This is a genomic window from Dyella sp. (genome assembly GCF_035685885.1).
GTDB lineage: Bacteria > Pseudomonadota > Gammaproteobacteria > Xanthomonadales > Rhodanobacteraceae > Dyella.
On record NZ_DASRZX010000086.1, the window covers coordinates 21,281 to 44,394 of the forward strand.

At 63.4% G+C, this 23,114-nt stretch carries 18 protein-coding genes and 4 tRNA genes; 8 read left to right on the forward strand and 14 right to left on the reverse strand.

All coding sequences use genetic code 11. The annotated features are described in order from the left end of the window. Positions 1 to 17: 17 nt before the first annotated feature. The 7 genes from lepB (VFG49_RS10555) to VFG49_RS10585 all read right to left on the reverse strand — a co-directional run bounded on the left by lepB (VFG49_RS10555) (position 18) and on the right by VFG49_RS10585 (position 9,177). Entirely contained in the window at positions 18 to 920 is a 903-nt protein-coding gene (gene lepB / locus VFG49_RS10555) for a signal peptidase I (protein WP_324860213.1), read from the reverse strand. 47 nt (positions 921 to 967) lie between these two features. Beyond that, complete coding sequence (gene lepA, locus VFG49_RS10560) at positions 968 to 2,758, reverse strand: translation elongation factor 4 (RefSeq protein ID WP_324860215.1); 1,791 nt, start codon at positions 2,756 to 2,758, stop codon at positions 968 to 970. Between the two features lie 258 nt (positions 2,759 to 3,016). Beyond that, positions 3,017 to 4,513, reverse strand: coding sequence for a DegQ family serine endoprotease (locus VFG49_RS10565; RefSeq protein ID WP_324860217.1), 1,497 nt, complete (start codon positions 4,511 to 4,513; stop codon positions 3,017 to 3,019). A gap of 110 nt (positions 4,514 to 4,623) precedes the next feature. Further along, on the reverse strand, positions 4,624 to 5,277 hold the full coding sequence (locus tag VFG49_RS10570; protein WP_324860219.1) for a sigma-E factor negative regulatory protein: 654 nt from the start codon (positions 5,275 to 5,277) through the stop codon (positions 4,624 to 4,626). After that, positions 5,274 to 5,870: an RNA polymerase sigma factor RpoE gene (rpoE, locus tag VFG49_RS10575; RefSeq protein ID WP_324860221.1), complete on the reverse strand. Its 597-nt coding sequence runs from the start codon at positions 5,868 to 5,870 to the stop codon at positions 5,274 to 5,276. The genes VFG49_RS10570 and rpoE overlap by 4 nt, the downstream gene beginning before the upstream one ends. 252 nt (positions 5,871 to 6,122) lie before the next feature. Beyond that, positions 6,123 to 8,681, reverse strand: a complete 2,559-nt coding sequence (locus VFG49_RS10580; RefSeq protein ID WP_324860223.1) for a putative bifunctional diguanylate cyclase/phosphodiesterase — start codon at positions 8,679 to 8,681, stop codon at positions 6,123 to 6,125. A 1-nt stretch (position 8,682) separates the two neighbouring features. Continuing rightward, entirely contained in the window at positions 8,683 to 9,177 is a 495-nt protein-coding gene (locus tag VFG49_RS10585) for a hypothetical protein (RefSeq protein ID WP_324860225.1), read from the reverse strand. A 204-nt stretch (positions 9,178 to 9,381) separates the two neighbouring features. On the opposite strand from VFG49_RS10585, the gene VFG49_RS10590 reads away from it, so the two are divergent. Next, the gene (locus tag VFG49_RS10590; RefSeq protein WP_324860227.1) at positions 9,382 to 11,481 is read left to right on the forward strand and encodes a 3-hydroxyacyl-CoA dehydrogenase NAD-binding domain-containing protein; all 2,100 of its coding nucleotides are present in this window, start codon (positions 9,382 to 9,384) and stop codon (positions 11,479 to 11,481) included. A gap of 80 nt (positions 11,482 to 11,561) precedes the next feature. On the opposite strand, the gene VFG49_RS10595 is transcribed toward VFG49_RS10590, so the two are convergent. The 5 genes from VFG49_RS10595 to VFG49_RS10615 all read right to left on the reverse strand — a co-directional run bounded on the left by VFG49_RS10595 (position 11,562) and on the right by VFG49_RS10615 (position 16,684). After that, positions 11,562 to 12,155: a DUF2058 domain-containing protein gene (locus tag VFG49_RS10595; RefSeq protein WP_324860229.1), complete on the reverse strand. Its 594-nt coding sequence runs from the start codon at positions 12,153 to 12,155 to the stop codon at positions 11,562 to 11,564. A gap of 42 nt (positions 12,156 to 12,197) precedes the next feature. Further along, positions 12,198 to 12,416, reverse strand: a complete 219-nt coding sequence (locus tag VFG49_RS10600) for a SlyX family protein (protein WP_324860231.1) — start codon at positions 12,414 to 12,416, stop codon at positions 12,198 to 12,200. A 2-nt stretch (positions 12,417 to 12,418) separates the two neighbouring features. Then, positions 12,419 to 13,756 (reverse strand): UDP-glucose/GDP-mannose dehydrogenase family protein, encoded by a 1,338-nt coding sequence (locus VFG49_RS10605; protein WP_324860233.1) that lies wholly within the window; start codon positions 13,754 to 13,756, stop codon positions 12,419 to 12,421. Positions 13,757 to 13,920: 164 nt separating this feature from the next. Continuing rightward, the gene (locus tag VFG49_RS10610) at positions 13,921 to 14,697 is read right to left on the reverse strand and encodes an FKBP-type peptidyl-prolyl cis-trans isomerase (RefSeq protein WP_324860235.1); all 777 of its coding nucleotides are present in this window, start codon (positions 14,695 to 14,697) and stop codon (positions 13,921 to 13,923) included. Between the two features lie 217 nt (positions 14,698 to 14,914). Continuing rightward, positions 14,915 to 16,684: a cation:proton antiporter gene (locus VFG49_RS10615; protein ID WP_324860237.1), complete on the reverse strand. Its 1,770-nt coding sequence runs from the start codon at positions 16,682 to 16,684 to the stop codon at positions 14,915 to 14,917. Positions 16,685 to 16,934: 250 nt separating this feature from the next. Between VFG49_RS10615 and VFG49_RS10620 the strand changes: the two genes are divergently transcribed. The 3 genes from VFG49_RS10620 (at position 16,935) to VFG49_RS10630 (ending at position 17,264) form a co-directional block, all read left to right on the forward strand. Continuing rightward, positions 16,935 to 17,010: transfer RNA gene (locus VFG49_RS10620), tRNA-Ala, on the forward strand. An 11-nt stretch (positions 17,011 to 17,021) separates the two neighbouring features. After that, a tRNA-Glu gene (locus VFG49_RS10625) sits at positions 17,022 to 17,097 on the forward strand. Positions 17,098 to 17,187: 90 nt separating this feature from the next. Then, positions 17,188 to 17,264 (forward strand) — tRNA-Asp (locus VFG49_RS10630). A gap of 136 nt (positions 17,265 to 17,400) precedes the next feature. Here the strand turns inward: VFG49_RS10630 and VFG49_RS10635 are convergent. Then, positions 17,401 to 17,895 carry a DUF1249 domain-containing protein gene (locus VFG49_RS10635; RefSeq protein WP_324860239.1) on the reverse strand — a complete coding sequence of 165 codons (495 nt, stop codon included), beginning with the start codon at positions 17,893 to 17,895 and terminating at the stop codon, positions 17,401 to 17,403. Positions 17,896 to 17,914: 19 nt separating this feature from the next. Next, positions 17,915 to 18,730, reverse strand: a complete 816-nt coding sequence (gene ppsR, locus VFG49_RS10640) for a posphoenolpyruvate synthetase regulatory kinase/phosphorylase PpsR (protein ID WP_324860241.1) — start codon at positions 18,728 to 18,730, stop codon at positions 17,915 to 17,917. A gap of 229 nt (positions 18,731 to 18,959) precedes the next feature. Here ppsR and ppsA point away from each other — a divergent pair, with 229 nt between their 5' ends. The 4 genes from ppsA (at position 18,960) to VFG49_RS10660 (ending at position 22,798) form a co-directional block, all read left to right on the forward strand. Then, positions 18,960 to 21,332 (forward strand): phosphoenolpyruvate synthase, encoded by a 2,373-nt coding sequence (gene ppsA, locus VFG49_RS10645; RefSeq protein ID WP_324860243.1) that lies wholly within the window; start codon positions 18,960 to 18,962, stop codon positions 21,330 to 21,332. A 109-nt stretch (positions 21,333 to 21,441) separates the two neighbouring features. After that, the gene (lepB, locus tag VFG49_RS10650; RefSeq protein WP_324860245.1) at positions 21,442 to 22,116 is read left to right on the forward strand and encodes a signal peptidase I; all 675 of its coding nucleotides are present in this window, start codon (positions 21,442 to 21,444) and stop codon (positions 22,114 to 22,116) included. A 124-nt stretch (positions 22,117 to 22,240) separates the two neighbouring features. Then, positions 22,241 to 22,330: transfer RNA gene (locus VFG49_RS10655), tRNA-Ser, on the forward strand. Between the two features lie 162 nt (positions 22,331 to 22,492). Then, positions 22,493 to 22,798 (forward strand): hypothetical protein, encoded by a 306-nt coding sequence (locus tag VFG49_RS10660; protein WP_324860247.1) that lies wholly within the window; start codon positions 22,493 to 22,495, stop codon positions 22,796 to 22,798. Positions 22,799 to 23,114: the final 316 nt, after the last annotated feature.

Genomic DNA, 23,114 nt, shown 5'->3' on the forward strand with positions numbered 1-23,114 from the left:
TCACGCTTTTCCTACTTTTAGTGTATGACTGTGCCGATTCGGTGGAAGGCAACGCCCGACCCGGTCCAGCTCAGCCAGATCAGGAAGGCCTTGCCGGCCAGGTTCTGCTCGGGCATGCAACCCCACCAGCGGCTGTCGGTGCTGTTGTAACGGTTGTCACCCATGGCGAGGTAGCAACCCTGCGGCACCACCAGCGGCACGTGGGCGTTGGGCAGCGGCGGCGGGACGGTGTAATTGGGCATGCGGGCGGTCAGATGATTGACCACGCCGCCCTGTCCGTTGGGCAGGTGTTCGTTCCAGAGGGTGGCGCCCATTTCCAGCATCAGGCGCGATTCCGGCCGCCTGGGGTCGCCCTCGTAGGGCCCGATCAGGTCGGCCGCCACCGCTTCGCCATTGACGATGAGCTGGTCGCCGCGCATTTCCACGCGATCGCCCGGCATGCCGATGATGCGCTTGATCCAGTTCTGGTTCGGCACCGGCGCATGCGGGTCGGCGCAGCTCTGGTCGCCACTGCGCACCAGCTTGCCGCCGTCCTCGCACAGGTAACCCGGGAACCGGAATACCACCACGTCACCACGCTTGGGCTCGCCCAGGCTTACGAATTTATTGTTGAAGGCCGGCATGCGCAGCCCATAGGCAAACTTGTTGACGAGGATGAAGTCGCCCACGTCGAGCGTCGGCATCATCGAACCGGAAGGAATGCGAAACGGCTCGGCCACGAACGAGCGCAGCAGCAACACCACGAGCACGACAGGAAACAGCGAGCGCGACCAGTCGACGACAATCGGTTCGCGGATCTCGGCCCCAGCGGCCTCGGCCTTCGCCTTGCGCGAGCCATAGAAGAACAGGCGATCCAGGCCCCACACCACGCCGAACAGCACGGTCAGGCCAAGCAGAATCGCCGAAAAGTCGAAATCCATGCCCTACTCCAAAGGTTGGCCGGCGCGTCGGCGCCGGATCCGCAGTTTTATTTATCCACCTTCAATACGGCAAGGAAGGCTTCCTGTGGAATCTCCACGTGGCCGACCTGCTTCATGCGCTTCTTGCCTTCTTTCTGCTTCTCGAGAAGCTTCTTCTTGCGGCTGACGTCACCACCATAACACTTGGCCAGCACGTTCTTTCTCAGCGCTTTCACCGTGGAACGGGCGACGATCTGCGCACCGATCGCGGCCTGGATCGCCACGTCGAACTGCTGGCGCGGGATCAAATCCTTCATGCGCTCGACGAGGTCGCGGCCTCGACGTTCGGCATGGACGCGGTGCACGATCAGGCTCAGCGCATCCACGCGATCACCATTGATCAACACGTCCACGCGCACGAACGGACCGGCCTCGAAGCGTTCGAAGTGGTAGTCCATCGAGGCATAGCCGCGCGACACCGACTTCAGGCGATCGAAGAAATCCAGCACCACTTCGGCCAGCGGCATTTCATAGGTGATCTGCACCTGCGTGGCGAGGTACTGGATGGAACGCTGCACGCCGCGCTTCTCTTCGCACAGCGTGATGATGTTGCCGATGTAATCCGGCGGCGTGAGGATGTTGGCGACAATGATCGGCTCGCGGATCTCCTGCATCAGATGCGGTGCGGGCAGCTTGGCCGGATTGTCGAGCATCAGGATGGAGCCGTCGGTCCTGAGCACCTCATAGACCACCGTCGGAGCCGTGGTGATGAGGTCGAGGTCGTACTCGCGCTCCAGGCGCTCCTGCACGATCTCCATGTGCAGCATGCCGAGGAAGCCGCAGCGGAAACCGAAGCCCATCGCCTCGGAACTCTCCGGTTCGAAGAACAGCGCGGCATCATTGAGGCGCAGCTTGTCGAGCGCTTCGCGCAGGGCCGGATAATCGTCGGCGGAGACCGGGAACAAGCCGGCGAACACGCGCGGCTGCATCGTCTGGAAGCCCGACAGCGGCTTGTCGGCCGGCTTGCCAGCCGAGGTCAAGGTGTCACCCACCGGTGCGCCGTGCACGTCCTTGATCGACGCAGTGATCCAGCCCACCTCGCCCGGCGAGAGCTTCGCAAGCTTCTTGCGCTTGGGCGTGAATACGCCCACTTCGCTCACTTCGTGCGCGCGACCGGTGGACATCACCAGCAGCTTGTCGCCCGGCTTGATCTCGCCTTGCACGACGCGCACCAGCGACACCACGCCGAGATAATTGTCGAACCACGAATCGATGATCAGCGCCTGCAGGCGATCGGTGTCGCCCACCTTCGGCGGCGGAATGCGCGCGACGATGGCTTCCAGCACTTCGATCACGTTCTGGCCGGTCTTGGCGCTGACCGCCACGGCGTCGTCGGCATCGATGCCAATGACCGCCTCGATCTCGCCCTTCACCTTTTCCGGATCGGCGGTGGGTAGGTCGATCTTGTTGAGCACCGGCACCACTTCCAGGCCCATTTCCACGGCCGTGTAGCAGTTGGCGACCGACTGCGCTTCCACACCCTGCGCCGCGTCCACCACCAGCAGCGCGCCTTCACACGCGGCCAGCGAGCGGCTGACTTCATAGGAGAAGTCGACGTGACCAGGCGTGTCGATGAAATTCAGCTGATAGGTCTTGCCGTCGCGCGCCTTGTACGGCAGCGACACGGACTGGGCTTTGATGGTGATGCCGCGCTCGCGCTCGATCGGATTGTTGTCGAGCACCTGCGCCTCCATCTCGCGCTCGGTCAAGCCACCGCAGATCTGGATGATGCGATCGGCCAGGGTCGATTTGCCGTGATCGATGTGGGCGATGATGGAGAAGTTTCGGATCAGTTCCATGGAACACGCTGGCTGCGTTCACTGCCTTGCGCGGCGCGCGGGCAGCGCATCACCGGGATGGTGATACGAACCCGGCATTATCGCATGGAACCCGTCCCGGCCGGGCATATCGCCTGAATCGCTCGCTCGGCAAGCACCGGAAACGACCGGCCCCGGCGCGGCACCGGCATGACGATGGCCCAAGCTCTCGTCACACCGGCCGCGTCGAAGCCCTCCCGAACCCGTTGCGGCCCTGCCATCGGCCGCAACAGGCGCGTTTCAATCGTCTTTCCCGCCCGGGACGGTCAACCCAACGAAGCCGCTCTGGTCCCCATGGCGGACCAGCAGGAGCACCGTATCGCCAGGCTTGGCGTCCTTGGCGGCATCGCGGAATGCCGCCGCACTGCCTACCCTCTTCTGGTTCACCATGAGGATCACATCGCCGGGCTGCAGGCCGGCACGCGCTGCCACCGAGCCCGTCACATTGCTGATGGCCACGCCCTCACCCGCCTTGAGACCCAGCTGCTGGCGCGTGTCGCCATCCAGGTCCTGCACGGCAAGGCCCAGCGCATTGGCGCCCGCCTGCGCCGCAGGCTTGCCTCCTTCAGCCGAGGCCATCACGGCATTCTTGTCGCGCGGCATTTCACCGACGACGATGCCAAGCTCCTGCTTCTTGCCATCACGAAGGATGGTGACGCTGGACTTCGCGCCCGGCGGCGTCTGGCCGACCAGCGGCGGCAGATCAACGCTCGAATTGATGCTCTGTCCGTTGTAGGCAACGATCACGTCGCCCGGATGAAGCCCGGCTTTTTCCGCCGCGCTGCCGGGTGACACCTGGGTGACAGCAGCACCCGACGCGCCCTCCAGCTTGAGCGCCTTGACCATGTCGTCGCTCACCGGTTGCACCATCACACCGAGCTGGCCGCGTGACACGTAGCCCTTCTCCTTGATCTGTTTGACCACGTTCATGGCCACGTCGATCGGGATGGAGAACGCGACGCCCTGGTAGCCACCGGTGTTCGAATAGATCTGCGAATTGACGCCCACTACACGACCCTGCAGGTCGAACAGCGGGCCGCCCGAATTGCCGCGGTTGATCGGCACGTCGGTCTGGATGAACGACGTATAGGGCTGGTCCTGGCTGCCCAGGTTGCGGCCCACGGCGCTGACGATGCCCTGGGTCACGGTGTAATCGAAACCGAACGGCGAGCCGATCGCCAGCACCCACTGCCCGGGCTTGAGCGCACGCGAATCGCCAATGCTCACGGCCGGCAGGCTGCCTTTTGCGTCGACCTTGAGCAAGGCGATGTCGTACTGCGGATCACTGCCAACCACCTTGGCCGTCAGTGTGCGGCGGTCCTGCAAACGCACGGTCACCGTATCGGCGCCATCGACCACATGGGTATTGGTGAGGATGTAGCCATCCTGCGAAATGACGAAGCCCGAGCCCAGCGACGTGCGCTGCTGGTCTTCCGGCGACGGCATCATCGGCATGCCGAAGAAGCGCCGGAACATCTCCATCTGCGGGTCGTCATCGTCGTCCGGCATGCCCGGGTTGGACGGGTTGGATGGGCCATTGGAGCGTCCCCTGGACTGCTTCTTGCCGCTGTACTTGGCTTCGACGTGCACCACCGCCGGTGCGTTCTTCTGCACGATGCCGGTGAAGTCGGGGAGCCCGGACATGGCAGGCGCGGCGCTCTGTGCCTGCACGCCACCAGCCAGCGCCAGGCTCACAAGGACACCGCACGACAACGTGCGCAGGGTCAATCGGTTCATCTAATCCTCCGTGTTATGGCACACGCGCCCATCCAACCCGCAAGGCAGGTTGGCGTGGACAAGTGACTGGGGAAAGGACGGGACCGTGGCGGTGGACACACGGTCATGCTTCATTGCGGGTTGGCAGTCGCCTGCGCAGAAGGTGGCTGCGCCTGGTCGGGATGGATCAGCAACAGGTAGCTGCCGTCGCCACTGTTGGCAGGCACACGGCCCACGCGGTACGGCGACAGGTTGTTGCGCGAATACAACAACGTATTGTCGCTGCCACCCAGCGTGGCAGATGCCTGCTGGCTCAGTTGATAGGGCACTTCGGAATAAACATTGAGGCCCGGCGGAGCCATGGCCGGCGCACCCGACGCCACGGCCTGCATGCCGCTATCGCTGTCGAATGTCTTCGAGGCCGTCGCGGCGACCTGGGGGGCGACGTGCTCCGGCTGGCCCGCGGGCTGCGCCACCATCAAGGCAGCGACCGCCACGCTCGCGGCGATGGCGCCGCCGGCCGACCAATGCAGCCAGTGACGACGCTGCTTGCCCTGCACCACCACACCTTCCTGCTCGATGGCCTGCATGACGCGCGAAGCAAAACCCGGTGAGGCCAGCGACGGCAGTTGCCGACGGAGGCCATCACGCGCCACGTGATAGCGCGACCAAGCCTCATGCAGCGTGGCATCGTGGTCGAGCCGCCGCAGGAGGAAGCGCAGTTCCTCTTTCGACAACTCGCCATCCATGCCGACAGAGAGGTTTTCGCGTTGGGTATCACTCATGGTTTCTTGTCCTCGCGGTCGGACAGCAGCGGCCGCAGTTTCTCATCGATAGCTTCGCGTGCACGAAAGATACGTGAACGTACCGTACCTATCGGGCAACCCATCGCCTCGGCGATTTCCTCGTAGCTCAAGCCATCCACTTCACGAAGGGTAATCGCAGTGCGCAATTCTTCAGGTAGCGATTGGACAGTGGAAAACACGGTTTGTTCAATTTCCTGCCGCATGAGTTCACGCTCGGGCGTGGCGCTCTCGTGCATGCGGTCCGCGCCAGCCACGAAAGTAGCGTCATCGATGGCGATATCGTCGGCCGGAGGCCGGCGGCCCATGGCAACCAGATGGTTCTTGGCGGTATTCACCGCAATTTTGTACAGCCAAGTATAGAAAGCACTGTCGCCCCGGAATGACCCGATGGCGCGCCAGGCGCGGATGAAGGCCTCCTGCGCGATGTCCTCGCTTTCACCGTGAGTCTTCACATAGCGCGACACGAGCGAGATGACCTTGTGCTGGTACTTGCGCACCAGCAGGTCAAACGCCCGCTTATCCCCTTGTTGGACCCGCTCGACCAGCGCACTGTCCAGTTCGTTTTCGCCCATCCGGGCCCTCTCCTTCGTCGATACTGCCACGCGCCTGGGTATGCCTAGGGAACGGGAGCGAGTTGCTCAGACAAGCCCTTCGCGTTCTAGTTCAGCATGCCAGCACATGTTTACCAACCCCTGCCAGGCAAGGGCGCCCATGATGTCCCTGGATGGAAACGCACGGGCGCGCAAGAAGCGCACCGATGACGCCGCCGGGCCCTCAGCGATCCGCTCTCACAGGGATATGGGGATAGCGCCCGATGGCGCAAGTCAGGCAGCTGAACCGCTGATGCCTGACAACAGGCGCTGGCGCTCCAGCAGCAGCTTTTCAAAAGCCGGCTGGGGCAGCGGGCGGCAGAACAGGAAGCCCTGCAACTCGTCGCAGTGGTTGGCCTGGAGGAATTGCATGTGCTGCTCGGTCTCGACACCTTCGGCCACGACGCCGCGCTTGAGGCGATGCGCCATCTCGATGGTGGCGCGGACGATCGCTTCGTCATCCGGATCGACCCCGATGTTGCGCACGAAGCTCTGGTCGATCTTGATGCGGTCGGCGGGCAACTTGCGCAGGTAGTCGAGCGAGGCGGCGCCCGTCCCGAAGTCGTCGATGGCGATCCGGCAACCGAGCCGATGGAGGCCCTGCAGGTTCTCCACCAGATTCGGCGCTTCCTTGATGCTGATGCTTTCGGTGACTTCCATTTCCAGAAGGCCGGCTTCGAGCCCGCTCTCGTCGAGCGCCGAGGCCACGATCTCCAGCAGGTTCGGTTGCATCAGCTGCACGGCCGACAGGTTAACGCCCAAGCGCAGGCGCAGGCCGAAACGGCGCTCCCATTCCTGCGCGTGGCGGCATGCCGTGCGCAACACCCATTCGCCGATGGAAACGATGAGGCCGGTTTCTTCCGCCAGTGGAATGAAGAAACCCGGACCGATGAAGCCCAGCTCGGGGTGCTCCCAACGCACCAGCGCTTCCATGCCAACGATGTCTTCATTGGCCGCGTCCACCTGCGGCTGGTAGAACACGCGCAGCTCACCCTTGTGCTCCGCGTGACGCAAGCCCGACTTCAACGCGAGGTTCTGCTGCTGCGATTGTTCCGCGCTGCCTTCGAAGATCTGGTAGTTGTTGCGACCCAGGCTCTTGGCTGCGTACATCGCCTCATCGGCGTGCTTGAGCAGTGTCTCGGCGTCGGGCGAGTCGTCGGGAAAGAAGCTCACGCCGATGGAGGCGGTGACCTGCAGTTCCGTACCGTCATCGATGCGCAACGGGGCGCCCATCACCTGCACGATTTTCTCGGCGATGCGAAGCACGTCCTCGTTCTTGACGATATGGCGCAGGATAACCACGAACTCATCGCCCGCGTAACGCGCGACTGTGTCCGACGCGCGCACCGAACCGCGCAACCTCTGCGTCGTGGTGAGCAGCACCTGGTCGCCCACGGCGTGACCCAGCGTGTCGTTGATGGTCTTGAAGCGGTCCAGGTCCACGAACAGCAGGGCGAACGATTCGCCAGTGCGGTTGGCCTCGCGGATAACGGTATCCAGGCGGTCGTTGAACAGCAGCCGGTTCGGCAGGCCGGTCAAGGCATCCAGCAGGCCCTCCGCGCGACCTTGTTCGCGGGTGTGGCGCAGTTCCAGTGCATGGCCGAAGCGTGACGCCGCGCAGCGGAGCACGGGCTGCACGATGGCCAGAGACGGTAACGGTTGCCGCGTGCCAACCAGCAGCGCGCCAAGCACCGTTCGACGCTCGTCCTGCAGCGGCCAGCCGGCGAAACCGACCAGGCCCAGCTGTTCCAGCAAGGGATCCATCGGAGCCAGGCGCGCGGCGTCGGCCTGATGCATCATTGCCTGCCCGGAAAGCACCAGGCGCAGCGAACTCTGCAGGTGCGGGCCAGGCCACAACTGTTCCTCGCCCCGCCAGTACTGCACCAACTGTACGGGCGAGCCGCCATCGTCCTGCCTGGCCGACCAGACTGCGACGTAATCCAGTGCCATGTCTTCGAACAAGAGGCGGGCCGCTTCGGCGATGCCTTCGTCGCCGCTGCCCGAGCCAAACATGCGTGCCAGCAGGGCTAGCGCCATCTCGGGGCGTGCGCTCGCGCGGTCGCTGCGGAACATCAGGGCGGCGACATCGCGACCGGCGTGGCGAACCGCCCGGGCACTTGCTTCGCCGCTTTCCGCACCGCGTACCGAACGGCGGCGACAGGGGTACCAGTGCCGCGAACCTTCGGCGAGCACCTGTTCCGCGCGAACATCGGCAAAGGAGATTACGTCCTGCAGCGGCCGACCTCGCAACTCATGGTCAGCCAGCCCGCTGTGCTGTACCACGGCCGGACTGACATCAAGAATGCGTCCGCGCGCCGGATCCACGATAAGCCATTCGCTATCGGCTTCCTCGAAGGCGAAACGGTACTCGCTCTCGCCAGCCGCCGGCTGCACGGCCGCCACGCCCGCAGGACGAGCCGCCTTCTGCACTCGTTGCCAGCGCGCCAGCAACTCGTGCTCGATCTGCGAGGCGTATAGCCAATCGGCCATGCCCGCCGGCAGCACCGCCGGCTTGAGGGATGACGCGTCGTCCAGCACGGCAATCATCGGTGCTCCGGCACACGCCGGCAGGGCGCGCAGCACGTCCAGACCGGATGCCGCCTCGCGACCGTCGCCGTCGAAGACAATGACGATCAGGGCCAGGGCCGCACGCCCCTCCAGCAGGATGCCGGCGTGGGTGGCGTCGCGCGCGGAATGCACGACGTAGTGGCCGTCGCGCTCAAAGGTGTCGAACAGCGCCCGGCGCGGTTCGCGCTGGGCCGCCACGACCAGAATGCCTGTCTGCCCGGTCACGTCAGAGCAACCAATGGCCGTCGCGCAGGCGCGGACGTTGTGTCGGTTTGGGCTGGCAGCTCACACGCTCGAGCACGTCGTTGAAGCTTGCGATGAGCGACTCCGGCGGATCGAGCAACACGATCCGCCGCACATGCCCGGTCGTCGCACGGGCGAGCTGTCGCAACAAGGTGGCATCACCCATCGCCAGCGGCAACGGCACCCGTTGCAACAGATAGACGCCGAAATGATTGCTTTGCTGCATGTAGCGCAGGGCAATGCTCAGGCGCTGGGAACCCGGCAACCCGACATGTTCCTCGCGCAGGTTTCCCAGCCCGATCTCGGGGTTCCACAAGTAAACCGCTTGCCCGCTGCGCCGAACCAGAGGCCTGAGCTGGCCGACCAGTCCAACGTCCTCCCCGCCTTCCAGTGCGATCAGATTGCCGCGTGCAGCCAGGATGCGCTCGAGAATCTCGGCGCCGGCGTGGCTCGGGGGTGGGGCGATGGCAGTACTCATTACGACGTAAATTACGTGGTCTCGGGGTGTTCGCCTAGGTGGGTGGGAAGCCTTGCCCGATTCCGTGACGCATTTCATGCATTGGCGCACAGCACGGCCTTTTACGCCTTCCTCACGAACGCCCGGAACGGAGGGCCAAGCCGTCTCGCATTCCTCGCTACGGGAAGGTATGGTGCAAGGCCTCCCGGTTACTCCCATATCCCCATGTTCGAAGGATTGCGCTTCAATCACTGGAAGACGAGCCTGGATGACACCGGCATCGTCACCCTCGCGCTCGACCGCGCCGGCAGCAACGTCAACGCGTTCTCGCGGGAAGTGCTGGACGAGCTCGGACAGATCGTCGAGCGCCTGGCAATCGAGAAGCCGGCCGGTGTCCTGATTCACTCGGCCAAGCCCTTCGGTTTCGCCGTCGGCGCCGACATCAAGGAATTCGTTTCCTATGCCCAGCACGGCACCGTGCTGGAGAACATCGAGAATGGCCAGCGCGTTTTCGAATCGCTCGCGCGACTGCCCTGCCCGACCGTGGCCGCCGTGCATGGCGCCTGCATGGGCGGTGGCACCGAGCTGATCCTGGCCTGTCGCCAGCGCGTCGCTGCGGATGATGAAAAGACCCGCATTGGCCTGCCCGAAGTCATGCTGGGCATCCATCCCGGCTGGGGCGGCTCCGCCCGCCTGCCCCGCCTGATCGGCGCCACCGATGCGCTGCCCATCATGCTGACGGGCAAGGCTCTTTCTGCCAAGCGCGCGCTTTCGCTTGGCGTGGTTGACCGCCTTGCTCCGCCAGCCGAATTGCTGGCCGAAGCGCGCGCGCTCCTGCGCCGCCCGCATGCCCGCCCGTTCGCCCAGCGCGCCAAGGCATGGGCCACCAACACGTGGCTGGCTCGCCAGATCCTCGCGCCGATGGTGCTCAAGCAAACCGCCGCCAAGGTGCGCAAGGAACATTACCCGGCGCCGTTCGCACTCATCGACGTGTGGAAGCGCGGTGGCCCCAGCATCCAGCAGCGCCTCAAGCTAGAGGCGCGTTCGGTGGCCAGGCTGGCCGAAACGTCGACGGCCCAGAACCTGATCCGCATCTTCTTCCTGCAGGAGCGCCTGAAGAGCCAGGGCAGTGGCATCGAGCACGGCATCAAGCATGTGCATGTCGTCGGCGCAGGTGTGATGGGCGGGGACATCGCCGCGTGGGCGGCGTTCAAGGGTTTCGAGGTCACGCTGCAGGACCGCGAGATGAAGTACATCCAGCCCGCGCTGGATCGTGCCCGCCAGCTTTACGAGAAGAAGCTGAAATCATCGGACAAGGTCGAGGCCACCGTGCGTCGCCTGCGTGCCGATATCGAGGGCAAGGGCGTGGCCACCGCCGACCTGGCCATCGAGGCGATCTACGAGAACGCCGAGGCGAAGAAAGCGCTGTACGCGAGCCTCGAACCGCAGTTCCAGTCTGACGAACTGCTTGCCACCAACACCTCCAGCATTCCGCTCGACGAACTGCGCGTGGGCCTGAAGGCACCGCAACGCTTTCTGGGGCTGCACTTCTTCAACCCGGTGGCGCAGATGCCACTGGTCGAAGTCGTGCGCCACGATCAGCTCGACGCAAATGCCGAGAAGCGCGCGCTCGCGTTCTGCAAGGCCATCGGCAAGTTGCCGGTAGCCGTCAAGGGCACGCCCGGCTTCCTGGTCAATCGCATCCTGATGCCCTACCTGCTCGAAGCCATGCGCCTGTACAGCGAGGGCGTACCGGGCCCCGTACTCGACAAGGAAGCGAAGAAGTTCGGCATGCCTATGGGGCCGATCGAGCTTGCCGATACGGTGGGCCTGGACGTGTGTGCGTCGGTCGGCAAGGAGCTGGCGCCGTTCCTTGGCCTGGAACTGCCGCCCGGCCTGGAGGACAAGCTCGCTGCCGGCAAGCGTGGCAAGAAGGATGGCCAGGGCATCTACGTGTGGCAGGACGGCAAGCCGCAGAAGCCGGAAGTGGATCCTGATTACGTGGTTCCCGCTGACCTGCAGGACCGCATGATCCTCCCCATGGTCAATGAGGCTGTTGCCTGCCTTGCAGATGGCGTCGTCGACGATGCCGACCTGCTCGATGCCGGCGTAATCTTCGGTACCGGCTTTGCGCCGTTCCGCGGCGGCCCGATCCAGTACGCGCGCAGCGAAGGTGCCACCGTGGTCAAGGGCAAGCTGGAAAAGCTCGCGCAGCGTTACGGCGAACGCTTTGCGCCCAAGCAGGGCTGGGATCTTCCCACGCTGGCGGTAACCGGCTTCGAGCTGCCGGAGTCAGCGATGCAGACCGAAGAGGCTGACGCCTGATCTCAAAGGTCGTCGCCGCAAAGCAAAACGCCCGGCTCTTGCCGGGCGTTTTCGTTTGGACGCAAGCGTAAGGCCCGTGCCTACCACATGAGGTCGTCCGGCACGCCGTCCTCGCCCACGCCCGGTTCGCTGCCTGGTTCGACCAGCAACGCTACTTGCTGCGCATCGATCGCGCGCACCTGTTCCACCATGTCACGCGTCACCAGCAGATAGCGTCCCTGCTGCTGCACCACGCCGATTTCGCCCGCGTTGAGCGATGCCAACTGGTCGGCATCCACATGCACGCGGCGGATCTTGCCGCCGTATTCGAAGTGGCGCACGTGATCCACGTCCGCCTTGTTGAGCGTCTTGCCGTTGAGCAACTGCTGGATCTTCTGCTTGCGCTCGCGTCGCAGCCGCGCCTCTTCCGCCGCCGCCTGCTCGGCCTGCTTGCGCTCCCTGGCTTCGGTTTGCGCGCGCACGGCGTAAGCCTTCGCCAAGTCGATTTCCTCCTGGCTCTTGCCGCCTGGCTTGCCCTGCGGCTTGTGCTGCCCCGGCTTGCCTGCATGGGGCGGCTTGCCGCCATGGCGCTGCGGGAACGGCTTGCCGCCCGGCGGCGCCGACTGGCGCTTTTCTTCACGGACCTGTTGGACGATGCCGCTCTTGAGCAGCTGATCGCGCAGGGAATCGACCATGATTAAAACTCGCTTGCGTCGTGCTGATACGAAAGGATGCGATCAATAGTGCGGCGGCGGTGGTTCGCTATGCGGGTCGGCTCCCTGCGAAGCACGCAGCGACGAGAGCTCGCTGCGCAATCCGCGGATGATGTCTTCCAGCGCTGCAAGACGCATCGACAGCTCCGCATCGGCGCCGGCCAGTGCGTTCACCGTGTCGTCGACAAAGGTGAGCCGGACTTCCAGCTCGGTCAAGCGTTGCTGCAGCGAATCGTCCGCCATGTTCAGCGCCTCAGGCTGCGACCACGCCCGATGCCGTAGTACGCCAGCCCGGCTTCTTCCACGGCGACCGGGTCATACAAATTGCGACCGTCGAAGATGGCCGGATTGGCCAGCATAGTGCGGATGCGGTTGAAATCGGGACTACGGAAGGCCTTCCACTCCGTCACGATGGCCAGCACGTCCGCGCCGTCCAGCGCCTGGTAGGCACCGTCACAGAGGACAAGATCGTCGCGATCGCCGTAGATGCGATGCGTCTCCGTGCGCGCCTCCGGATCGAACGCGCGCACCTTGGCGCCGGCTTCCCACAGCGCCTCCATCAAGTTACGGCTGGATGCCTCGCGCATGTCGTCGGTGTTCGGCTTGAACGCCAGGCCCCACAGCGCAATGGTCTTGCCGGCCAATTGGCCGTCCAGATGACGCGAAATCAGATCGAACAGCTTGGTCTTCTGGTCGTGGTTCACCGCTTCCACCGCACCCAACAGGCGCGCGTCGTAGCCCACGCCGCGCGCCGTGCGCTCAAGCGCCTGCACGTCCTTGGGGAAGCACGATCCGCCGTAGCCAGCGCCCGGATAGATGAAGTGGTAGCCAATGCGCGGATCCGAGCCAATGCCCTGACGCACCAGCTCCACGTCGGCGCCGACGCGCTCGGCGATGTTGGCGATTTCGTTCATGAAGCTGATCTTCGTCGCCAGCATGGCGTTGGCGGCGTACTTGGTCAGCTCGGCGGAGCGCTCGTCCATCAGAACGGTGCGCTCATGGTTACGATTGAACGGTGCATACAGCTTGCGCAGCACGCTGATGGCGCGCTCGCTAGAGCTGCCGATGATGATGCGGTCCGGGCGCAGGCAGTCTTCCACCGCGTCGCCTTCCTTGAGGAACTCGGGGTTGGACACCACGTCGAACTCGACCGACGCACCGCGCTTGGCCAATTCGTCTGCGATGGCAGCACGCACGCGATCGGCCGTTCCCACTGGCACCGTGGACTTGTTGACGACGACGGTATAGCGATCGAGGTGTTGACCGATGGTGCGCGCCACGCCCAGGACGTACTTGAGGTCAGCGCTGCCGTCCTCGTCCGGCGGCGTGCCGACGGCGATGAACAGCACCTGGCCATGCTCGATGGCCGGCGCGGGTTCCGTGGTGAAATCAAGCTGCCCACTGGCGTGATTGCGCTTGACGATCGGTTCCAGGCCCGGCTCATAGATGGGAATCTCGCCGTTCTTCAGGCGCTCGACCTTGCCCGCATCGATGTCGACGCAGACGACATGGTTGCCCATTTCCGCCAGGCAGGCGCCGGTGACCAGACCCACGTAACCGGTGCCAAAGATGGTGACCTTCATTGTCGCGAAAACTCCCAAGGCAAGAACCGGGATTCTAGCAGGCCCGTGCGCTGCAGCACGCCGGCCTGAGGCAAGCGGCACGTTCGCCTGGCGGTGCCCGGAAAAAGCAAAACGGGGCGCGAATTGCTTCGCGCCCCGTTCCTTGTTACTGGGAAAGTCGGCGTTTACTTCGCGCCGGCGCCTTCCTGACCAGCCGGCGTCGGGCCGGTCTTGACCAGGGTGACGTCGAAGATGATCGTCGAGTTCGGCGGGAAGCCGTTCTGCGGCTGCGCACCGTAGGCGATGTTCGCCGGGATGAAGAACTTGTAGTGGCCGCCGACCTGCATCAGCTGCATGCCTTCGCGGAAGCCCGGGATCACGCCGGCGAGCGGGATCGAAGCAGCGCCACCGCCTTCGTGCTTGGACGAATCGTCAAACGTTTCGCCATTGACGAAGGTGCCGACGTAGTTCACCTGCACAGTGTCGTTCGGACCCGGGCGAGCGCCCGTACCCTGGCTGATCACCTGGTACTGCAGGCCCGAAGCGGTCGACTTCACGCCCGGAGCGGTCTTGTTCTTGGCGAGGAAGGCATCGCCTTCGGACTTGTTCTTGGCGGCGACCTGGGTGTACTCAGCCTTGGCCTTGGCCTGCAGGTTGGCCACGAAAGCGTCACGCACCTGCTTGGCTTCCGCCTCGCTCATGGTCGGCTTCTGGCCCGACAGGGCGGACTGCAGCGCGCGGGCAACGGTTGCCGGGTCCACTTCGTTGCGGACCAACGGCGGCAGCGAGCTCGCCAGGTCCCAGCCCACCACGTAGCTGGCCTTGGTCTTGTCGACCGTAGCCGGAGCAGCCGTGGCCGGGGCAGCGGCGGTCTTCGCAGCCTGCGCGTGCACGCCAGCGGTCGAGCCCAGTGCAACAGCCAGCGCGGCCGCCGTCAGCGTGGGACGCAGAAAATGCTTCATGTGGAACTCCCTCGTATTTGAGATGTGCCGGCGCTACCGGACTCTAAGCCCCCCCGATGGAGGCAGGCCCGCATTGTGCGGTCCTTGTCGAGTCTTGGCAACGCTGCGGGGGCTACGACCGCCAGTCGTGATCAAAAGTTCACGAATCGGCTCCGCGGCGCGGTTTTTTACGATTCGTGCACGGCAGCACCATGCACTTAACCTGCCAAAAACGTCCTCATCCGTGCCCGTCCTCGGAGCGCCCGGGTTTGTCCAGCGTGTCGCGCAGCGCCGCCTGCAGCCGCGCATGCACTTGCACAAGGCCCCGCCAGAGCAACCACGCCAGCAACAACAGCACCAGCAGCAGCACCAGGGCCACCTCACGCGGAGGCAGAATGGTGGAAGCCAGTGCGGCGACGAGCAGACCGAGAACCCACATGACCACCAGCGGAATGAATCGCGCCATCACGGCCCGGATGCGCATGTTGTAGGCGCCACCGACACGTTCGGGGATGCTCAGCTCCGCCAGCAGCATGCCCAGCGCCGTGGCCTTCCGATAGGCCGCCACGATCATCGGCAATGAGATCAGCGCGGCGGCAGACCATGCCAGGCTGCGTTTCACCTGCGGACTGTCGGTGAGGATGTCCCAATGAAAAAAGCCGCGGCGATAGAGGTAAGACATCACCAGAAAAGCGGCCACCACGAGCATCATGTTGATGATGACGTGCCACACGAGCCGCCGGATCATCTTCGCTACCACGGCCCCCTGCTCGCCAAAGCGGAGGTTGCCCATCCATTCCGTATAAGTCTTCATCAGGCTGGTGAAACCCTGGGGCAACTTTCGGCCAAGTACGTTCGCCAACGGATCGGAGGCACGAATGAGATACGGCGTCAGGAACGTCGTGATCGCCGACACCGCCACCGCCACCGGATACAGGAATCCGCTGGTGACCTTGAGGCTCAGACCCAGCGAAGCGATCACGAACGAGAACTCGCCAATCTGCGCCAGGCCCATGCCCACGCGCAGCGATGTGCGCCCGCCGTTACCGGCGACGAACGTGCCGAAACTGCAGGTAATGACTTTGCCCAGGACCACCACCGCCGTCACCACGAGGATGGGTAGCCAGTACTGCTTGAGCATGGCCGGGTCAATCAGCATGCCGATGGCGACGAAAAAGATTGCACTGAACACATCGCGCACGGGCATGACGATGCGCTCCACGCGCTCGACGCTTTGCGATTCGCCGACGATGGCGCCAATCATGAAAGCACCCAGCGCCACGCTGTATCCCATCTCCGTCACCAGCAGACAGAAGCCAAAGCACAGGCCCAGCACGGCAACCAGCAACACGTCGTCCCGACTGACCTTGGCGATGTAGTCCACCACGCGTGGCACCAGCAACAAGCCCACGACCAGCGACACCGCCATGAACAATGTCAGTCGACCGATGGCGCTCATCGCCTCCGCAGCTTCGAGGCCACCCGTGCTGGCAATGCCCGTCAGCAGCGCCATCAGCACGATGGCAAGCACGTCCTCGATGATGAGGATGCCGAACATCAACTGCGCAAAGCGTTCCCGCTTGAGGTTCAGGTCATCGAGCGCCTTCATGATGATGGTGGTGGAAGACATCGACAGCATCGCGCCGAGGAATATTGCGTCCATCGAACTCCAGCCAAAGAAGCGGCCGATCTCGTAACCCACCCACAGCATCAGCACGATTTCGCACAATGCGGCGACCAGCGCCGCGCCGCCGACTTCACGCAGCTTCTTGAGACTGAATTCCAGACCGAGCGCGAATAGCAGCAAGATCATGCCCAGCTCGGACAAGGTGCGAATGGTCTGCTCGTCGTGGATGAAGACCACGGGGAACGTATAGGGCCCAACCAGCACGCCGGCGATGATGTATCCGAGAACGACTGGCTGGCGCAGCCGCTGGAAGATCACCGTCGTCAGGCCCGCGATCAACATGACGGTCGCGAGATCCTGGATGAAGTGCAGATCGTGCATCGATGAAATCCGTAGGGATGTCACCCAAGACTAACAACCGAGCATGAGATGCACAGCCCCGCGTAACGAATGATGCAGCCGACGCGTGCGCGCATCGGCGATGGAACATGAAATATCCGAAGGAGACATCAATCGTCAGCGCTAACCGCCTGTTGTTGCTCATTCGTGAAAATTTTTTGAAAAATATTCACGACCAACGCTTGACGAAATCGCAATCCCTATTTATTCTTTCGGGCTTCCAGAGGCACACGGGGCCATAGCTCAGCTGGGAGAGCGCCTGCATGGCATGCAGGAGGTCGGCGGTTCGATCCCGCCTGGCTCCACCAAAATTAGATACGTCCCCATCGTCTAGAGGCCTAGGACATCACCCTTTCACGGTGGCGACCGGGGTTCGAATCCCCGTGGGGACGCCACTCTAACGCTAAAACCGGGTTCCGGCGAAGCAGTTGAGAGTGGTCATGGATGAAGTCGAGTTGGTGCAGTGCTGGAAGCTGTAAAAATGTGGAGCGGTAGTTCAGTCGGTTAGAATGCTGGCCTGTCACGCCGGAGGTCGCGGGTTCGAGTCCCGTCCGCTCCGCCACTTTACGAAGAGCCCGCCATTGGCGGGTTTTTTGTTGTCTGGAGAAAAGTGCCGCCTTCTGTAGGAGCGCACCGAGTGCGCGACCGCAGAGCCGGGCGTTATCGCTTCATAGGCATTTCGCGCACTGGGTGCGCTCCTACAAAAAAGCGTCCTCGTCCGGCGAGCGGTGATCCTCCAGGCGCTCCAGCGTTCCCTTCGAGTGCCCCTGCTCCGCCAGGTACTCCAGCCAGCGCGAGAGAAACCCGTTCATGCGCAAGCGGTGCTGCAGCACGGTGTGCGCCGGAGGAAATGGCCCCAGCACCTGCCATAGATGCCGGCCCGGATGACAATGAAGCGCCTCGGCAACATGCGCGTCGGTGTACATCCGCAACTGGGCCGATGGCGACGGATGTCCGGTATGGGCATCCACGAAGTTGTAGGTGAGCTCCAGTTCGAGCGTGTACGGATGGCGTTCCTGCACCTGCATCCGCACGTCCAATCCATCGTCCACGCTGGAAACGTAGAACCCCGGCGGGAGCTCTTCTGGCGCGAAAAGCTTTACCAGCCGGTGATAGTTCTCCGCATACAAGCCCATCAGGAAGCCAAAGCGCCCCGGTAGCAATGCGTTGCGGCTGTCCAGTACGACACTCATGGATGGATGCGACTCCTCTCTAGAACATGGTCCGCTCGATGCCGAAGCGGTCGAAGATCTTGCTCGCGATCTCCTCGATGGAGACATGCGTGGTATTGAGGCTGGGAATGCTCTCCCGGCGCATCAGCTTTTCCGCTTGCGCCAGCTCCCACTTGCACTGTTCCAGCTTGGCATAACGGCTGCCTGCCCGCCGCTGCTCGCGGATCTGGGCCAGGCGCATCGGATCGATAGTGAGGCCGAACAGGCGGTCCTTGTAGGGACGCAACCGCGACGGCAGTTCCAGCTTGTCCAGGTCATCGTCGGTCAGCGGATAGTTGGCGGCGCTGACGCCGTAATGCAAGGCCATGTACAGGCAGGTGGGCGTTTTCCCTGAACGGGAGACACCCACGAGGATCAGGTCGGCCTGGGCGTAGTCCACATCGATACCGTCGTCATGGGAAAGCGCGTAATTGGTCGCGTTGATGCGCGCCTCGTACTTGTCGAAATCGACCAGACCATGCGATCGGTTCACCGCGCCGGAGCGCTTGGCGCCCAGTTCCTCCTCCAGCGGCCCGATGAAGGGCGCGAACACGTCCAGCATCAATGCACCGCTTTCCGCCACGATGTCACACAGATCGCGCGATGCCATGGTGTTCACCACGATGGGACGCTCGCCCGTCTGGGCATATCGGGTCTTGATGCGCAACGCAGCAGCCTCGGCCTTATGCGCGTCATCGACGAACGGCAGGCGATGCTTGTCGAACTGAACCCCTTCGAACTGGGCCAGGATGCTGTTGCCGATCGTTTCGGCGGTAATACCAGTGGAATCGGAGATGAAGAAAACGGTTCGCTGCATGGGTAACCCGAAGTCCCTGACTGTTCCTGGCCCTCACCTTAGCGCAACCCGAAAAGCCTGTCTTTGCTTGACTATCGGCTGACTGGTATGCAGCTGGCGTCGCTTTTGCGCGGAATGGTCTTCTTGTGCTTCGCACCATCCGCAGCGGACAATACCAGTTCTTTGTGGCCGGTTTTTGGAAGAAATCGGCCAGGACTGTTTCAACCTACGAGCTCTCGAGGAGACTCCCTTGAACGACCTGGTGCTTTGGCTCGACACGCTGCGCATGACTGACCTGGGCAAGGTTGGCGGCAAGAATGCGTCGCTGGGCGAGATGATCGGCAATCTAGCCAAACTCGGCGTGTCCGTGCCCGGTGGCTTTGCCACCACCGCCGATGCGTTCCAGCAGTACCTCGACAAGAGCGGCGTGGCCAAGCGCATTCAGGCACGCCTGGCGCCACTGGACGTCGATGACGTCGAGGCGCTGATTGCTGCCGGCAAGGAAATCCGCGAGTGGGTCACCGAGACCCCGCTGCCGGCCGAACTCGACCAGGCCATCCGCGACGCGTATATCAAGCTGTGCAAGGACGCCGGCGCGGACAACATCGCCGTGGCCGTGCGCTCCTCCGCCACCGCCGAAGATCTGCCGGACGCCTCGTTCGCGGGCCAGCAGGAAACCTTCCTCAACGTGGTTGGCATCGAGGACGTGCTGCACAAGGTCAAGGAGGTCTTCGCCTCGCTGTACAACGACCGTGCCATCGCCTATCGCGTGCACCAGGGCTTCAAGCACGAGGACGTGTTCCTCTCCGCCGGCGTGCAGCTGATGGTGCGTTCGGACGTGGGTGCTTCCGGCGTGCTGTTTACGCTGGACACCGAATCGGGCTTCCGCGACGTCGTGTTCGTCACCGGCTCGTACGGCCTTGGCGAGATGGTCGTGCAAGGCGCTGTCAATCCGGATGAGTTCTACGTGTTCAAGCCCACGCTCAACGCCGGCAAGCCCGCCGTCCTGCGCCGCAGCCTTGGCGCCAAGCAGCAGCGCATGGTGTATTCCGACAAGCCCGGCGAGCGCGTGAGGATCGAAGAGACGCCTGTGGATCTGCGCAACAAGTTCTGCATTTCCGACGAGGACGTGCAGGAACTGTCCAAGCAGGCCCTGGTGATCGAAAAGCACTACGGCCGTCCGATGGACATCGAATGGGCAAAGGATGGCAACACCGGCAAGCTGTACATCGTGCAGGCTCGTCCGGAGACGGTGAAGTCGCGAGCACATGCCACGCAGCTTGAGCGTTTCCACCTCAACGAGAAGGGCAAGGTGCTCGCCGAAGGCCGCGCCATCGGCCAGAAGATCGGCTCGGGCAAGGCGCGCGTGATCCGCTCGCTGGCCGACATGAACAAAGTGCAGGCAGGCGACGTGCTGATCGCCGACATGACCGATCCCGATTGGGAGCCGGTGATGAAGCGCGCCGCCGCCATCGTCACCAACCGCGGTGGGCGCACCTGCCATGCCGCGATCATCGCCCGTGAATTGGGCGTGCCAGCGGTGGTGGGCACGGGCAACGCGCTCGACCTGATTCCGGATGGTGCGGACGTCACCGTGTCGTGCGCCGAAGGCGACACCGGCATGATCTACGAGGGTCAGCTCAAGTTCGAACGCGTGACAGCCGACCTCGGCGACATGCCCGAAGCGCCGCTCAAGATCATGATGAACGTGGCCAACCCCGAGCGCGCCTTCGACTTCGGCATGCTGCCGAATGCGGGCATCGGCCTGGCCCGCCTGGAAATGATCATCGCCAGCCATATCGGCGTGCATCCCAAAGCACTGCTGGAATACGCCAAGCAGGATGCGGAAACCAAGAAGAAGATCGACGAGCGCATGGCCGGCTATGCCGATCCGGTGTCTTTCTATGTCGATCGTCTTGCCGAAGGCATCGCCACCATCGCCGCGTCGGTGTATCCGAAGCCGGTGATCGTGCGCCTTTCCGACTTCAAGTCGAACGAGTACGCCGGCCTGATCGGCGGCTCGCGCTATGAGCCGCACGAAGAGAATCCGATGATCGGCTACCGTGGCGCGAGTCGCTACGTCGATCCGGGTTTCGCGGCGTCGTTTGCGCTGGAGTGCAAGGCGGTCAAGCGCGTGCGTGAAGTGATGGGCCTGGATAACGTATGGGTGATGATCCCGTTCGTGCGCACCCTGGGCGAAGGCCGCAAGGTCATCGAGGTGCTGGACAAGAACGGCCTCAAGCAGGGCGAGCACGACCTCAAGGTCATCATGATGTGCGAAGTGCCGTCCAACGCGCTGCTGGCCGATGAGTTCCTGGATATCTTCGATGGCTTCTCGATCGGTTCCAACGACCTCACCCAGCTCACGCTCGGCCTGGACCGCGATTCCAGCATCGTGGCCAACTTGTTCGACGAACGCGACCCGGCGGTGAAGAAGCTGCTGGCGATGGCCATCAAGACGGCCCGCGACAAGGGCAAGTACGTGGGCATCTGCGGCCAGGGCCCATCCGATCATCCGGACCTTGCCGAGTGGCTCATGGACCAGGGCATCGAGTCGGTGTCGCTCAACCCCGATACCGTGGTCGATACCTGGCTGCGCCTGGCCAAGCGCAAGGCGGCCTGAGAAGTTCGACAGTCATGGGGCGGTGGCAATACCGCCCCTTTTTTTGGACTGCAACTTTCCCCTCCCCGCCCTGTCCGACAAGCATCGGGGCCTTATGGAGGGAACTATCGTGCACGCCATCCTTGGCTTGATCTCCCGCAACAAGGGCTTCATCACCTTCATGCTGTGCATGGTGGTGTTCCGCAGCGCCGTTGCCGACTGGAACGTCGTGCCCACGGGTTCCATGCAGCCGACCATCCGCATCGGCGACCGCATCATGGTCGACAAGGCCGCCTATGACCTGCGCTTGCCGCTGACCCATATATCGCTCTGGCACCGCTCCGATCCGCAACGTGGCGACATCGTCGTGCTGGATTCGAACAAGGCGGGCGAACGCCTGGTCAAGCGCGTGATTGGTGTGCCGGGCGACGAGATCGCGCTCCTGCACAACCATCTGTACGTCAATGGCAAGCAGGCCGCCTATCTGCCCGATGACGTGAGTGGCGTACGCGACGATCGGGAAGACCCGGCCGCCTATGCCATCGAACAGATCGGCCCCGTGCAACACGAAGTACGCTGGTCGCTTGCCGCCGAGGGACCCAGCAACGACTTCGCTGCCGTAAAGGTGCCCGAAGGTCAGTATCTGCTGCTCGGCGACAACCGTGACAACAGCGCGGACTCGCGTTACTACGGATTCTTTCCGCGAAACGAGATCGTGGGACGCGCGACCCGCGTGGCCCTGTCCCTCGACCCTGGAAATCACTACCTGCCCCGCCGGGACCGCTGGGGCATATCGCTCCACTAGGTCTTGAGCAGTCTCAAGCCATGCAGCCTATATATAATGAGCGCAGAAATCGCCCGCAGCCCATTGCCAGCCGACCATCTACCGCGTAAGATTGCCGGCTCGCGTGGACCACACGCACCGCTTTGGAGAGGTGGCAGAGTGGTCGAATGTACCTGACTCGAAATCAGGCGTACGTGTAAGCGTACCGTGGGTTCGAATCCCACCCTCTCCGCCAAGAACACATCTAAGCCGCTGATTCAGCGGCTTTTTTGTTGCCTGCCGAAATTTCCTCCCTACTTTCGTCCCTACACCGAAAGCCGAATATGGGCGAACGACAGCGGCCGGATTTTCCTCGTAACGCTCGGTAAAGTCCCCGCACCATTTCCAGGGAAATACCATGCACGCCGATCACCTCGCACTTGTTCGCGCACTTGCTGAAACCCTCGACACCGCCAGCACGGACGGCCTGCCCGCTGCCCCGGCGACGCTAGCGGCCCATGCCGCGCGCACCGTGGCCGATGTGGCCGAAGGCGTCGAAGAGTTGAGCGAAGCGGCGGCGATCATGCACAGCGTGGCCGACGTGCTCGGTGCGGGCGGCGACGTGTCGGCGGCCCTTTGCTTCCTGCTAGCGCGCAATGTGCGCAGCGTGCCGGGACTGATCGGTATACCAGCGGCCCGCGTGGTGTCGCTGCACGGGCGCTAACGGGCGCCCTTCACTCCTAGGCGTTGCGGATGCTCCCAGGCGGGCACCGTGCCCCAATGATGCGACGCCCAGCGTTCTACCTGGGCCATCTCACCAATTGAGTGCACCCGCCCGCTGGCGCGGACACCACAGTCGCCGGTAGGCTCTTGGCCGAAACTGCCGTTGCGGGCCAGACCGGAGCCTGTCAGGATTTTTGTGTGTTGAGCCATACACTGCCCGTTAGGCAAGGAAGGATGTATGGCAAAGAAGATCCCTGGGCCGTTCTCGGTCGAGCTGCTTGATGCACTGCTGGAAGGACGCGACCCGAAGGCCGTGC

Coding starts and splice junctions, on each gene's coding strand:
- VFG49_RS10660 (WP_324860247.1), top strand. CDS start 22,493: ATGCACGCCGATCACCTCGCACTTGTTCGCGCACTTGCTGAAACCCTC.
- VFG49_RS10605 (WP_324860233.1), bottom strand. CDS start 13,756: ATGAAGGTCACCATCTTTGGCACCGGTTACGTGGGTCTGGTCACCGGC.
- VFG49_RS10595 (WP_324860229.1), bottom strand. CDS start 12,155: ATGGTCGATTCCCTGCGCGATCAGCTGCTCAAGAGCGGCATCGTCCAA.
- VFG49_RS10635 (WP_324860239.1), bottom strand. CDS start 17,895: ATGAGTGTCGTACTGGACAGCCGCAACGCATTGCTACCGGGGCGCTTT.
- rpoE (WP_324860221.1), bottom strand. CDS start 5,870: ATGGGCGAAAACGAACTGGACAGTGCGCTGGTCGAGCGGGTCCAACAA.
- lepA (WP_324860215.1), bottom strand. CDS start 2,758: ATGGAACTGATCCGAAACTTCTCCATCATCGCCCACATCGATCACGGC.
- VFG49_RS10600 (WP_324860231.1), bottom strand. CDS start 12,416: ATGGCGGACGATTCGCTGCAGCAACGCTTGACCGAGCTGGAAGTCCGG.
- VFG49_RS10610 (WP_324860235.1), bottom strand. CDS start 14,697: ATGAAGCATTTTCTGCGTCCCACGCTGACGGCGGCCGCGCTGGCTGTT.
- VFG49_RS10615 (WP_324860237.1), bottom strand. CDS start 16,684: ATGCACGATCTGCACTTCATCCAGGATCTCGCGACCGTCATGTTGATC.
- VFG49_RS10590 (WP_324860227.1), top strand. CDS start 9,382: ATGTTCGAAGGATTGCGCTTCAATCACTGGAAGACGAGCCTGGATGAC.
- lepB (WP_324860213.1), bottom strand. CDS start 920: ATGGATTTCGACTTTTCGGCGATTCTGCTTGGCCTGACCGTGCTGTTC.
- VFG49_RS10570 (WP_324860219.1), bottom strand. CDS start 5,277: ATGAGTGATACCCAACGCGAAAACCTCTCTGTCGGCATGGATGGCGAG.
- VFG49_RS10585 (WP_324860225.1), bottom strand. CDS start 9,177: ATGAGTACTGCCATCGCCCCACCCCCGAGCCACGCCGGCGCCGAGATT.
- ppsR (WP_324860241.1), bottom strand. CDS start 18,730: ATGCAGCGAACCGTTTTCTTCATCTCCGATTCCACTGGTATTACCGCC.
- VFG49_RS10565 (WP_324860217.1), bottom strand. CDS start 4,513: ATGAACCGATTGACCCTGCGCACGTTGTCGTGCGGTGTCCTTGTGAGC.